Source organism: Virgifigura deserti (genome assembly GCA_003576685.1).
In the GTDB taxonomy this organism is placed as follows: Bacteria; Pseudomonadota; Alphaproteobacteria; order Dongiales; family Dongiaceae; genus Virgifigura; species Virgifigura deserti.
The window spans coordinates 31,253-43,252 of record QOZR01000001.1; the positions used below are offsets into that span (position 1 = coordinate 31,253).

The window sequence follows — 12,000 nt, forward strand, 5'->3', positions numbered from 1 at the left end:
GCTCAAGCGGCGACCGGCACCGCGCGGCCGTCCTCCATACGCCGGCCGCTCGTGCCGTCGAATACATGCACGCTCTCCGGCGACCAGGCGATCCGCACCGGCTCCCCCGTCGCCAGGCCGGAGCGGCCGGGCACGCGGAGCAGCACCGACTGGTTGCCGACGCGCGCCGTCAGAATCGTGTCGGCGCCCAGATAGTCGGCCGAGACGATCTCTCCCTCGATCCCGGCGCCGTCGGCGAGGCGCAGATGCTCCGGCCGGATGCCGAGCCGCAGCCCATGCCCGGGTCCTTGCAGCACCGCCCGGCCGGCGGCGCCGGCGACCACGGCACCGTTCGGCCCGTCTGTTAGATCGATCAGGTTCATCGGCGGCGTGCCGATGAAGCTCGCGACGAAGGTCGTCGCCGGGCGGTCGTAAAGGTCTTCGGGCCGGCCCGCCTGAACAATCTTCCCGTCGCACATCAGGACGACCTGGTCGGCCATTGACATCGCCTCGGTCTGGTCGTGTGTGACATAGACGACGGTCATGCCGAGCCGCTGCTGCAGCGCGCGGATCTCGACCCGCATGTCATGGCGCAGCTTGGCGTCCAGGTTGGACAGTGGCTCGTCCATCAGGCAGATCGGGTTCTCGGCGACGATCGCCCGGGCAAGCGCGACGCGCTGGCGCTGCCCGCCCGAAAGCTGCGCCGGACGACGGTGCAGCAGCTCGCCGAGGCCGACCAGCTCGGCGACGCGGGCGAGGCGTGCCGACCGCTCGGCCCATTTCAGCTTGCGCACCTTCAGGCCGAAGACGATGTTCTCCGCGACGTCGAGATGAGGGAAGAGGGCGTAGGACTGGAACACCATCGAGATGCGGCGCTTCGCCGGCGGCAGCCGGGTCACGTCCCGACCCTCGATGAGGATGCGCCCGGCGCTGACTTCCTCGAGTCCGGCGATCATGCGCAGCGACGTGGATTTGCCGCAGCCGGACGGGCCCAGAAGGACGAGTAGCTCGCCGGCGGCCGCGGTGAGCGAAACGTCGTCGACCGCGGTGGTCTGACCCCAGACCTTCGAAACATGGTCGAGAACGATCTCCGACATTCCTCCCCCGAGCGATCCGTCCTGTCGTCAGGCGCTGCTTGCGGCGCGCCGGTCCGGGAGCGGCCAAGATGCGCCGACCCCGTGACAGCACGATGTCAACTTTTTTACGTCCATGTCAATTATCGAAATTCCGTAATGGAGATACGCGATTATCTCCGGCGGGCGATCCGTCGGCCTCGCCATCCGGGAGGAACAGCGTCACGCCCTGCTGATCCAGCAGCCGTGCGAGCTTCGCCGGCGGCGGGGCATCGGTGAACACCCCTTCGACCTCCGAGACATGGCAGACGCGGACCATGGCGTCGCCGCTGAACTTGCTATGGTCGAGCGCGACGAAGCGGCGGCGCGCGATCGACATGGCGGTAATCGACACCTGGACGTCGCGGTAGTCGTAATCCAGCATCTCGCCATCCTCGTCGATCACGCCGATGCCGAAGATGCCGTAGCCGACCCGGAACTTCCGGAGGAACTCGCTGGTGGCCTCGCCGGTGATGGCGCGGTCGCGGTTCCGCAGCATGCCGCCGGCGACGATGATCTCGAAGTCGGTCCGCTCGCTCAGAAGCGAGGCGACGTCCATATGGTTGGTGATCACCCGCAGCTTTTCATGCTGCAGCAGCGCCTCGGCGACCGCCTCCATCGTCGTTCCGATATCGATGAAGAGCGAGGCGCCGTTCGGAATCTGGGCTGCGACCAGTTTAGCGATCCGGCGTTTCTCCGCGGCGTGGCGGATCTTGCGGTTACCGTAGGCGAGGCGGTCGGCCTGCTCCGGAAGGCCGGCGCCGCCATGATAGCGGCGCAGCAGCTGCTGCCGGGCCAGTTCCTTGATGTCGCGCCGGATCGTCTGGGCCGAGACGCCGAAATCCTGTGCGAGCTGCTCGATCGCGACGAAGCCCTTGCGCTGAACGAGATCCAGAATCCGGGCGTGCCGCCCCTGCATTTCCGCCGGAATCGCTCGCGCCGCGTCGTCCATCCTTGCCCGACCTCCTCGCCAAATGATCGGCCGAGCTTACATCACCTCGCCGCGCAATGTAAGAAAGGTGACTTAGGGCTGGCGAGCGAGAGCGACGCCGATCATGCTGTCGCGGGTCACCAGAGCGGCGAGTTCCGCCTCGCTGAAGCCGTCGGTGTCCGAGGGCCGCATCGGAATCACCAGATAGCGCATGTCGGCGGTGGAATCGTGGACCCGCACCGCGACATCGGCCGGGAGGTCGGTGCCGAACTCGGCGAGGACGGCACGCGGCTCGCGCACCGCCCGCGATCGGTAGGCGCGGCTCTTGTACCAGTCCGGCGGCAAGCCGAGGAGCAGCCGCGGATAGCAGGAGCAGAGCGTGCAGACGATCAGGTTATGGGCGTCCGGCGTGTTCTCGACGGCGACCAGATTGGTTCCTCCGATGTCGATCCCGAGCTCTCGGCAGGCCGCCGATCCGTCCGCCAGCAGCCGCGCCTTGAAGGCGGGATCGACCCAGGCGCGGGCCACCACGCGGGCGCCGTCGGCCGGGCTGCGCGCATCCATCGCCTCCACCGCTTCGCGAATTTCGGCGGCCGCGAGCACGCCTTTCTCGACCAGGAGTTCGCGCACCGCCGCCTCCATTCGCTGATAATAGGAGAGGGGGCCATCCTGATCGGGCAGCGTTTCATGCGGGTGGTTGTGCTCTTCGGTCATGGTGCTGTTCCCCACTATTTCGGGCTGAGGCTGAGTCTCCCATCGAAGCACGAGGGGGTCATCAGGCCGGCTCCAGCCAGTGCTCATAGAGCTCGATATCGACCGTATCCGCCGTTGGCCCGGCATAATCGGGCCAGACCTCGCGCTGCGCGAAGCGGACCCGGTAAAGCGGCTTCGCCGGCAGTCCGGTTCGGCCATAGGCCAGCTCCTCCGGGTTCGCAAACGCGCCGCAGAGCCGTTCGACGACGCCCGCCTTGCCGCGGATGTAGAACGGCGTGCGGACATGGCCGGGTGGATCGGCGTGGCGTACCGCGACGCGGTCGCCGGCGGCGAAGCGGGCGATCACGGCTGCTCCTCCGCGGCGCGCGCCTCGATTTCGGCCATCTTGCGGCCGAGCTCATCGACGGTGAAGACGCCTTTCTCGATCAGCAGGGTCGTGGCCGAGGCCAGCCACTTTTCGTAATAGGAAAGCCGCCCATAGGCTTCGGCGCCGAGACCCTCGATGGCGCGGCGGCGCTCGTCGACGCGCAGGACACCCTTGGCGCCGAGCAGCACCATCATCGCATCGATCCGCTTCTCCCAGAGCGCGTAGTCATGCTCGCTGCGGTCGATCGGCCCGTCGGGCAGACCGCCGAGATCGTGAATGCCGCGCATGATCGCCTCCATTCGGTTCGAGCCGGTACATGGTCTTATCTGACCGGCAGTCGCGGCCGACCGTCAAGCCCCCCGTCACGCCCCCGTCAAACCCTGTGGCGAAGATCGACCGAACGCGAGCCACGCCTTCGCCGGCGATCCGACAAGCGAGCCAGCGCGACACCGCCGGCGACGATCAGGACCGCCCCCCACAGCGTCGTCGCCGCAGGCAGCTCGCCGAACGCGATCCAGCCGATCACGGCGGCGAACAGGATCCAGCTATAACCATAGGGCGCGAGAAAGGCGGCATCGGCCAGCCGATAACCGCGGATATTGCAATATTGGCCCGACAAAGCCAGCGGTCCCAGCAGGCCGAGGGCACCGAGCTGCGCCCAGCCCATCGGCTGCCAGATCGACAGCGCCGGACCGACCAGAAGCAGGGCGGCAAAGAAGTTGACGTGGAGCAGCACGGTCCAGGCGCTCTCGCGGCTGGACAGAACCTTGAGGAGAACGGTCTCGGAGGCGATCAGCAGCGCGCCGAGAAGCGCGATCCATGCCGCGGGGGTAATCGCGACCGCGCCGACACCGCTACCGCGACTGCCACCCTGGGCAACGATCAGGGCGCCGCTGGCACAGGCCAGGGCCGCGACCCAATGCAGTCCGCTCACCCGTTCACGCAAGATGGCGACGGCCAGAATCATGGCCAGCATGCCTGCCGTCAGGCCGATCGCGGTGGCGTCGGCCAGCGGCAGACGGGTCGCGGCATGTATCGCGCAGATGCCGCCGCCGGCACCGCAGATGCCGCGCAGCAGATGCAGAGGCCGGCGCCGACTGTCGATCGCGCCGCGAATGCGACCACGGACGAGCGCGGCAGCCGATATGGCCGCGAAACCGCTGAGATAGCGGATGAAGATGATCTGCAGGGCCGGAATGGCACCGCCCGTGAGTTTGCCTGAGGCGAACACAAGCGAGAACAGGAACGTGCCGGCAAGGGCCCAAAGCACGGCCTGCGTTCTATCGCCGAGTGACCATGGCCCGCGCATCGCCGCTCCGCAGGTGACATCCGATAGTGCGTTGATGCCGCGTTTCGGATGTGCTGCGGAGCCCCGGATCCGCTATAACAGGCATGCGTGCACGCATGGCTTGGCTGATAGGGGTATGCCGAGATGAATTGGGAAGATTTGCGCCTCCTCGACGCCGCGGCGCGGACAGGCAGCCAGTCGGCGGCGGCGCGGCTGCTGGGCATGAGCCAGCCCAAATTGAGCCGGCGCTTGCGGGCGCTGGAGGAAACCGTTGGCGCCCGGCTGTTCGACCGCCTGCCGCAAGGGCTCGTGCCGACCCCGGCCGGCGAACGCCTGATCCCCCTCGTCGCGGAGATGAGTGTGGCGGCGGAGGCCGTTTCCCGCGCCAAGCCGGCTCTTACTCAGCAGCTCGGCGGGACGGTGCGCATTTCGGTTGACGAGGTGCTGGCCCGTTTCCTTACCGATTACCTCGACGAGTTGCTGGACGCCGCGCCGGGCGTCGAGATCGAGCTCCTGGCCGACCATGTATTCGCCAATCTGTCGCGCCGCGAGGCGGACCTGCTGATCCGCCAGTGCCTGCCGGAGGGCGGAAGCGTGATCAGCAAGCGGCTGGGCGACATCGGCTATGCCGTCTATGGCGCCCGCGCTTATGTCGATCGCCGGCCGGCGGCCTGGACCGACGATCGCTACTATGACTGCGACTGGGTCGGCTTCGCCGAGGAGCGTCTGTGGTTCGGCCCGCAGAAGCGCTGGCTGGACGAGCGGCTGGCGCGGCCGCCGCGCGTACGGACGAATCAGGCGACCGTGGCGCTCGATGCCGTTCGCGCAGGATCCGGGCTCGCCGTCCTGCCCTGCTTCATGGCCGACGATCTGCCTGAGCTCGTGCGCCTCACCGACCCGATCACGGCGCTGACCGGCCGGGAGTATCTGCTGATCCACCGCGATGTCTTGCGCGAGCCCGCGGTCCGGACCGTGACGGATGCGCTGACAGCGGTCTTCGCGCGGCAACGCCGCCGCCTTGCGGGCGAGCCACCAGGGATGGCCGGCGTCGCCGAATAGGGGGTACTCCGCCGCGATACCGGCGGTCCGATCACTACTGATCTCCCGACTCCGGAGGCTCGCCGGCAATGGTGATCGGAACGGCGGTATGCGCTGGATTTCCTTGGATTCTCAAGCTTGTCCGGCTATATTTACCATAGTCGCCTTAGCGAAATTTCAACGAAAATCCACTAGGGAACTCGAATGAGTAAGAAGGCTGCGTCAGCGCCGCCGCCGACGGGCGAGATCCGCGTCACGGACCTCGCTGACGCGCTCGGCGAGCGTTATCTTTCCTACGCCCTGTCGACGATCATGTCGCGGTCGCTGCCCGATGTGCGCGACGGGCTGAAGCCCGTGCATCGCCGGCTTCTCTATGCGATGCGCCAGCTCCATCTCGATCCGGGCTCGGGGTTCAAGAAGTCGGCCCGTGTCGTCGGTGACGTGATCGGTAAGTTCCACCCCCATGGCGACGCGGCGATCTATGACGCCATGGTCCGCTTGGCGCAGGACTTCGCGGTCCGCTACCCGCTGGTCGACGGGCAGGGCAATTTCGGCAATATCGACGGCGATAACGCCGCGGCCATGCGCTATACCGAAGCACGGCTGACCGCGGTCGCCGGCGCGCTGCTCGAGGGAATCGACGAGGACGCGGTCGATTTCCGCTCGACCTATGACGGGGAGGGGATCGAGCCGGTGGTTCTGCCGGCGAACTTCCCGAACCTGCTGGCGAACGGCTCGCAGGGGATCGCCGTCGGCATGGCGACCAGCATCCCGCCGCACAATGTCGGCGAGATCTGCGACGCGCTCGCGCATCTCATCAAGTACCCGAACGCCACGATCGCCAAGCTCGTCTTCCTGATGCCGGGACCCGATTTCCCGACCGGCGGCGTACTGGTCGAGAATCGCGACGCGCTGGTCGAAGCCTATCGCACCGGCCGTGGCTCGATGCGCCTGCGCGCCCGCTGGGAGGTCGAGAAGCTGAAGGGCGGCGGCTGGCAGATCATCGTCACCGAGATCCCCTACCAGGTTCAGAAGTCGCGGCTGATCGAGAAGATCGCCGAGCTGCTGCAGGCGCGCAAGCTCACCCTCCTCGCCGATATTCGCGACGAGTCGACGGAAGACGTCCGCCTCGTGCTCGAGCCGAAGAGCCGCAACGTCGACCCCGAGATGCTGATGGAGTCGCTGTTCCGTCAGACCGAGCTGGAGAGTCGCTTCGGTCTGAACATGAACGTGCTCGACGGCTCCAACACGCCGCGGCTGATGTCTCTGCCGGAGGTCCTCCAGGCCTTCCTCGACCATCGCCGCGACGTGCTGCTGCGGCGGACCCGCCATCGGCTGGCCGAGATCGAGCGGCGGCTGGAGATCCTCGGCGGCTATCTGATCGCCTATCTGAACATCGACGAGGTGATCCGCATCATCCGCGAGGAGGACGATCCCAAGCGGGTGATGATGAAGCGTTGGGACCTCACCGAGTTGCAAGCCGACGCCATCCTCAACATGCGCCTGAAGGCCTTGCGCAAGCTCGAGGAGATCGAGATCCGCAAGGAGTTCGACGCGCTGAAGGCAGAGCAGAAGGACCTCAAGCGGCTGGTCAAGGACGAAGATCGGCAGTGGAAGGAGATCGCGGCCCAGATCGCCGCGCTAAAGAAGCAGTTCGGCCCGCAGACCGAGCTCGGCCGGCGGCGCACGGAGCTGGGAGAGGCGCCCACGGCGGTGGTCATTCCGCTCGACGCCTTCGTGGAACGCGAACCGGTGACGGTGATCTGCTCGGACAAGGGCTGGATCCGTACGCTGAAGGGGCATGTCACCGACACGAGCGACCTCAAATACAAGGAGGGCGACCGACCGCGCTTCCAGATCCATGCGGAGACGACCGACAAGCTGCTGCTGTTCGGCACCAACGGCCGGTTCTACACGCTCGGCGTCGACAAGCTGCCGGGCGGCCGCGGTCATGGCGAGCCGGTGCGGCTGATGATCGATCTCGGCAACGATCAAGACATCGTGGCGATGTTCGTCCATCGCCCCGAAAGCAAGCTGCTGGTGGCGTCCGCTGACGGCCGCGGCTTCGTCGTGCCCGAGGCCGAGGTGCTGGCGCAGACGCGCGGCGGCAAGCAGGCGCTGAACCTGGCCGCCGGCGTCGAGGCCCAGGCCTGCGTGCCGGCGGAAGGCGATACGGTTGCGGTGCTCGGGCAGAACCGGAAGCTCCTGGTATTCCCGCTGGAGCAGGTGCCGGAGATGACTCGCGGCCGCGGCGTCATCCTGCAGAAATACAAGGATGGCGGTCTCTCCGACGTCAAGGTGTTCAGGCGGAGGGACGGGCTGACTTGGCGCATCGGCGAGCGCACCCGCACGGAAACCGACCTGCGATCCTGGCGCGGCGACCGCGCCCAGGCCGGGCGCCTGCCGCCGAACGGATTCCCGAAGACGAACCGTTTCGGTTGACGGCGCAGTTGCGGCTCGATGGCGGGGCGGGTAAGAACGTTAGCTCGCGGACGGGCGCATGCCCGGATCCATCTACATAGGGGATCTTCTTGATGAACGTTGCTCAATCCGCCCACTCGACGCCCGCTCACGTCACGCTTGCCGGCACGCTCTGGCCGGCAGGAAAAACGGCGCCGGCGCTGCGCTGGATCACGCTGATGGTCGTCGGCTCGCTCGCGCTTGCCGTGTCGGCGAAGCTCCATGTGCCCTTCTGGCCGGTGCCGCTGACGATGCAGCCTTTTGTCGTACTGGTGATCGGCGCCGCCTATGGATGGCGGCTCGGCGGTGCGACGGTCCTGCTCTATCTGGCCGAGGGCGCGACGGGGCTCCCGGTTTTCTCCGGGACGCCGGAGCGCGGGCTGGGGCTCGCCTATATGGCGGGACCGACCGGTGGCTATCTCATGGGATTCGCGTTCAGTGCCGCGGCGATTGGCTGGCTTGCCGAGCGCGGCTGGGACCGCGATCCGATCCGCACCTTTGCGGCGATGGCGTTCGGCCATGCGGTGATCTTCGTCTTCGGCGTGACATGGCTTGCCGGCTTCATGGGAAGCTTCGCCGCAGCCTGGGTGGCCGGCGCCGTTCCCTTTTATGTCGGAACGCTGGTGCAGACCGCTCTCGCCACTGCGGTTCTCCCGCTCGCTTGGCGGCTGGTGGGCCAACGCCGCGGCTGACAATTGATTCGGCTTGTCCCCACCCCAGCCCTCCCCCGGCTGAGCCGGGTGAGGGAGGGACCCGCGCAGCGGGAGGGTGGGGGCTGAGCGACCTCTACTCTACCGTTTCCGCCAAGCCCGCCGGACAGGTGACTCCGGTGCCGCCGACACCGCAATAGCCGCCCGGGTTCTTCGCCAGATATTGCTGGTGATAGTCCTCAGCGTAGTAGAACTCCGGCGCGTCGAGAATTTCCGTCGTGATCGCGCCATAGCCATTCGTCGAAAGGACGCGCTGATAGGCGTCGCGCGACGCCTCCGCGCGCGCTCTCTGCTGCGGTGAATAGACATAGATGCCGGACCGGTATTGCGTGCCGGTGTCGTTCCCTTGTCGCATGCCCTGCGTAGGGTCGTGGTTCTCCCAGAAGAGCTTCAGCAGCGCGTCATAGTCGGTCACCTTCGGGTCGAAGATGACGCGGACGACCTCGTTATGGCCAGTAAGGCCCGTGCAGACCTCCTCATAGGTCGGATTGGGCGTGGTGCCGCCGGCATAGCCGACGGCGGTCGTGTAGACGCCCGGAGCCTGCCAGAACTTGCGCTCGACACCCCAGAAACAGCCCATCCCGAACATCGCCATCTCGAGCCCGGCCGGGAAGGGCGGTTTCAACGGATGACCATTGACGGCGTGGCGGTCGGGGACCGGCATTTCCTCGGCACGCCCCGGCAGCGCATCTTCCGGCTTCGGCAGCTCTGTCTTCTTCGGCGTAAACCACATTGCTGTTTCTCCTCGCTTGCCCCCTGGATATAGGCGCTCCCCTCCCGCCGTGAAAGCCGGTGGTGGAGTCACCCACCGCCGCTATGCAGGAAAGAACGCGCCGCGTGCGGTCATGTAGGCCTTTTCGGAAAGCGTCGTCCATCGGGTGATGGAAGCGCGGAACGCAATATAGCTGTCATAGACCCGCTTGGTCATCCCGTCGGAGTTGCCGATTTCCGCGACGACCTCGGCCGATGCCGCACCGGCCGCCTTCAGCACGTCGTCCGGAAACGACCGGAGTTGGACGCCGTGCTGGTTTGCAAGGGTCGACAGCGCCTCGCCGTTGCGGGCGTCGAACTCGGCGCGCATGTAATCGTTCTCCGCCGAGCTGGCATGCAGCAGGACATATTGCTGATCCTGGGACAGGCTGTCCCAGACCTCCTTGTTGATGCCGAGGGTCAAGGCCAGGCCCGGCTCGTGGAAGCCGGGTCCATAGTAGTTCTTGGTCACCTTGTGGAAGCCGAAGGCGAGATCGTTCCAAGGGCCGAACCACTCGGCGGCATCGATCGCGCGATTCTGCAGCGCCGGAAAGACATCCTTGCTCGCCAGGGGAATGATGGAGGCGCCGAGACGGCGCATGACCTCGCCGCCGAGGCCGGGGACGCGCATCTTGAGGCCGTTGAGATCGTCGAGGCTCTTGATCTCCTTGTTGAACCAGCCGCCCATCTGCATGCCGGTGTTGCCGCAGAGCATCGGCTTGATGTTGAACCCGGCGGCAAGCTCGTCCCACAGCTTCTGCCCGCCACCATGATGGATCCAGGCGTTGAGTTCCGACGCGGTGAAGCCGCCCGGGACGGTCGCGAAGAAGTTGAAGGCCTGCGACTTGTCCCGCCAGTAATAGTCGGCGCCATGATACATGTCGGCGGCGCCGCTCGACACCGCGTCAAAGGACTCGAAATGCGGGACGAGCTCACCGCCGGCGAAGAGCTGGACGATCAGCTTGCCGCCCGTGAGCGCGCCGACCCGATCCGCGACGCGCTGCGCGCCCGTGCCCAGGCCGGGGAAGTTCTTCGACCAAGTGGTGACCATCTTCAGCTCGCGGATACCCTTGGCGATCGCCGGAGCGGCCGGTTTGGCGGCTGACGCAGGCTTCGGCGCCGCCGTTTCCTGCGGCGGCATGGCGGGGTCCCGGCGATGCTGGGTGACCGCATAGGCGCTGGCAGTGCCGGCTACCACGCCCGTGGCTGCCCCGGCCAAGAAGTCGCGACGATTCATGGTGCCCCCACCCTGTGGCGCAGAACTCGTTCGGATTCCCGTTCAAGAATCCCCAATAGATTATTAAGAATACTAAAAATGTCCAGCCGCCTACGCGAGGGCATGCATACGGGTGGTGCTGGCGGGAACCTCCTCGACCGATCACCGCAGTGGGCGGTCAGCCGAGTTCCAAGGGTCGCCAGCCTGTGGCGCCGAACGCCTCGAGAGGACGGAACCGGGTCTTATAAGCCATTTTTCGACTGTCGGCGATCCAATAACCGAGATAGACATAAGGCAGTTCGAGTTGCCGCGCCTGCTCGATTAGCCAGATCACCATGTAGCTCCCGAGACCCCGGGATGCGAGGTCCGGCTCGAAGAAGCTGTAGACTGCGGAAAGGCCGTCCAGCGTCCAGTCGGCCAGGCAGCAGGCGACAAGCCGTTCGTCGGGCGTGCGGAACTCGACCAGGCGCGTATCGAGGGGGCTGTCCTCGGCCATCGATCGGTATTCGTGGAACGACATGCCGATCATCTCGCCGTCGCGATGCCGACGGTCCAGATAGCGCGAGAAGACCTGATATTGCTCCTGGGTGCTGTTCGCCGGGCGGACCTGCGCCGTCAGGTCCGCATTCCGTCGCGCGATGCGGCGCAGCGACCGGCTCGGTTTGAAGGCCTGCGCGACCACCCGCACCGGCACGCAGGCGCTGCAGCCGCTGCAGGCCGGACGATAGGCGATCGAATGGCTGCGGCGGAACCCGGCGCGCGACAGGATTTCATAGGTTTCGACTGCCGTCGGACCGGTGAGTTCGGTGACGATCTTGCGCTCCAGCCGGCCCGGAAGATATGCGCAAGGCATCTCCGTGGTGACCAGGAAGGGCAGGGGATGCGAGCGGCTATGGATCGTCATCATCAGGCCTTCGGATTCAAGCCCGTCGCTCCTCGATCAGCAGGTCCACGGACGGAGCGCGACGGATAACGACCGTGGCCGAGAGATAGTCGTGCAGGGTGCGGCCGCGCTGATTGAACAGCGCCACCAGCAGGATCAGGAAACCGGTCAGCGACATCGTCGTATAGAACAGCAACGTCATGATCAGGGCCTGCCAATAGCTCGGCAGCGTGCCGGTCCAGCTGCGGACTTCCAGATCGAAGAGCTGCATGCCGACGGTCGCGGAGCGGGGCCCGCCGATCAGCAGGGTATGATAGGCGATCGGCAGCAGCGTCAGCCCGACCGGGATCAAGGGAAACAGCAGCCCGAGCGACAACAGGCCGGCGATCGACATCAGGAGGAACGCCACGACCCACAGAACGCCGAGCAGGACGAGGTCGACCGCATAGGCGAAAACCCGTCGCCAGAGGACGCCGCTATAGAATTCGGGATTGGCCAAGGCATCCGGCGCCGACCCGTGCCAGCTGTTGCCGCCATTGGTAAGATTGGGCA

At 66.3% G+C, this 12,000-nt stretch carries 13 protein-coding genes; 3 read left to right on the forward strand and 10 right to left on the reverse strand.

Going from position 1 to position 12,000, the window contains the following annotated elements:
• Positions 1 to 2: 2 nt before the first annotated feature.
• The 6 genes from DT069_RS00180 to DT069_RS00205 form a co-directional block, all read right to left on the reverse strand.
• A complete protein-coding gene (locus DT069_RS00180; RefSeq protein WP_119458258.1) occupies positions 3 to 1,076 on the reverse strand; it encodes an ABC transporter ATP-binding protein in 1,074 nt (357 codons plus the stop codon).
• Between the two features lie 115 nt (positions 1,077 to 1,191).
• Complete coding sequence (locus tag DT069_RS00185) at positions 1,192 to 2,043, reverse strand: DeoR/GlpR family DNA-binding transcription regulator (RefSeq protein ID WP_425449894.1); 852 nt, start codon at positions 2,041 to 2,043, stop codon at positions 1,192 to 1,194.
• A gap of 72 nt (positions 2,044 to 2,115) precedes the next feature.
• On the reverse strand, positions 2,116 to 2,736 hold the full coding sequence (gene nthA / locus DT069_RS00190; RefSeq protein ID WP_119458259.1) for a nitrile hydratase subunit alpha: 621 nt from the start codon (positions 2,734 to 2,736) through the stop codon (positions 2,116 to 2,118).
• A 61-nt stretch (positions 2,737 to 2,797) separates the two neighbouring features.
• On the reverse strand, positions 2,798 to 3,082 hold the full coding sequence (locus DT069_RS00195; RefSeq protein ID WP_119458260.1) for an SH3-like domain-containing protein: 285 nt from the start codon (positions 3,080 to 3,082) through the stop codon (positions 2,798 to 2,800).
• A complete protein-coding gene (locus DT069_RS00200) occupies positions 3,079 to 3,390 on the reverse strand; it encodes an SH3-like domain-containing protein (protein WP_119458842.1) in 312 nt (103 codons plus the stop codon). The genes DT069_RS00195 and DT069_RS00200 overlap by 4 nt, the downstream gene beginning before the upstream one ends.
• Positions 3,391 to 3,476: 86 nt before the next feature.
• Positions 3,477 to 4,373: a DMT family transporter gene (locus tag DT069_RS00205; RefSeq protein ID WP_162912887.1), complete on the reverse strand. Its 897-nt coding sequence runs from the start codon at positions 4,371 to 4,373 to the stop codon at positions 3,477 to 3,479.
• Positions 4,374 to 4,535: 162 nt separating this feature from the next.
• Here DT069_RS00205 and DT069_RS00210 point away from each other — a divergent pair, with 162 nt between their 5' ends.
• From DT069_RS00210 to DT069_RS00220, 3 genes are all read left to right on the forward strand, one after another.
• A complete protein-coding gene (locus tag DT069_RS00210; RefSeq protein ID WP_119458262.1) occupies positions 4,536 to 5,450 on the forward strand; it encodes a LysR family transcriptional regulator in 915 nt (304 codons plus the stop codon).
• Positions 5,451 to 5,633: 183 nt separating this feature from the next.
• The gene (gene parC / locus DT069_RS00215; RefSeq protein WP_119458263.1) at positions 5,634 to 7,871 is read left to right on the forward strand and encodes a DNA topoisomerase IV subunit A; all 2,238 of its coding nucleotides are present in this window, start codon (positions 5,634 to 5,636) and stop codon (positions 7,869 to 7,871) included.
• 92 nt (positions 7,872 to 7,963) lie between these two features.
• The gene (locus DT069_RS00220; RefSeq protein WP_119458264.1) at positions 7,964 to 8,581 is read left to right on the forward strand and encodes a biotin transporter BioY; all 618 of its coding nucleotides are present in this window, start codon (positions 7,964 to 7,966) and stop codon (positions 8,579 to 8,581) included.
• 94 nt (positions 8,582 to 8,675) lie between these two features.
• On the opposite strand, the gene msrA is transcribed toward DT069_RS00220, so the two are convergent.
• The 4 genes from msrA to DT069_RS00240 form a co-directional block, all read right to left on the reverse strand.
• Positions 8,676 to 9,332 carry a peptide-methionine (S)-S-oxide reductase MsrA gene (msrA, locus tag DT069_RS00225; RefSeq protein WP_119458265.1) on the reverse strand — a complete coding sequence of 219 codons (657 nt, stop codon included), beginning with the start codon at positions 9,330 to 9,332 and terminating at the stop codon, positions 8,676 to 8,678.
• A gap of 81 nt (positions 9,333 to 9,413) precedes the next feature.
• Positions 9,414 to 10,586, reverse strand: a complete 1,173-nt coding sequence (locus tag DT069_RS00230; protein ID WP_119458266.1) for a TRAP transporter substrate-binding protein — start codon at positions 10,584 to 10,586, stop codon at positions 9,414 to 9,416.
• Positions 10,587 to 10,743: 157 nt separating this feature from the next.
• Positions 10,744 to 11,469: an arginyltransferase gene (locus DT069_RS00235; protein WP_119458843.1), complete on the reverse strand. Its 726-nt coding sequence runs from the start codon at positions 11,467 to 11,469 to the stop codon at positions 10,744 to 10,746.
• Positions 11,470 to 11,485: 16 nt separating this feature from the next.
• Positions 11,486 to 11,947: an RDD family protein gene (locus DT069_RS00240; RefSeq protein WP_162912888.1), complete on the reverse strand. Its 462-nt coding sequence runs from the start codon at positions 11,945 to 11,947 to the stop codon at positions 11,486 to 11,488.
• Between the last annotated feature and the right edge of the window lie 53 nt (positions 11,948 to 12,000).

Coding starts and splice junctions, on each gene's coding strand:
- DT069_RS00180 (WP_119458258.1), bottom strand. CDS start 1,076: ATGTCGGAGATCGTTCTCGACCATGTTTCGAAGGTCTGGGGTCAGACC.
- DT069_RS00230 (WP_119458266.1), bottom strand. CDS start 10,586: ATGAATCGTCGCGACTTCTTGGCCGGGGCAGCCACGGGCGTGGTAGCC.
- DT069_RS00235 (WP_119458843.1), bottom strand. CDS start 11,469: ATGACGATCCATAGCCGCTCGCATCCCCTGCCCTTCCTGGTCACCACG.
- DT069_RS00185 (WP_425449894.1), bottom strand. CDS start 2,043: ATGGACGACGCGGCGCGAGCGATTCCGGCGGAAATGCAGGGGCGGCAC.
- msrA (WP_119458265.1), bottom strand. CDS start 9,332: ATGTGGTTTACGCCGAAGAAGACAGAGCTGCCGAAGCCGGAAGATGCG.
- DT069_RS00220 (WP_119458264.1), top strand. CDS start 7,964: ATGAACGTTGCTCAATCCGCCCACTCGACGCCCGCTCACGTCACGCTT.
- DT069_RS00200 (WP_119458842.1), bottom strand. CDS start 3,390: ATGCGCGGCATTCACGATCTCGGCGGTCTGCCCGACGGGCCGATCGAC.
- nthA (WP_119458259.1), bottom strand. CDS start 2,736: ATGACCGAAGAGCACAACCACCCGCATGAAACGCTGCCCGATCAGGAT.
- DT069_RS00210 (WP_119458262.1), top strand. CDS start 4,536: ATGAATTGGGAAGATTTGCGCCTCCTCGACGCCGCGGCGCGGACAGGC.
- parC (WP_119458263.1), top strand. CDS start 5,634: ATGAGTAAGAAGGCTGCGTCAGCGCCGCCGCCGACGGGCGAGATCCGC.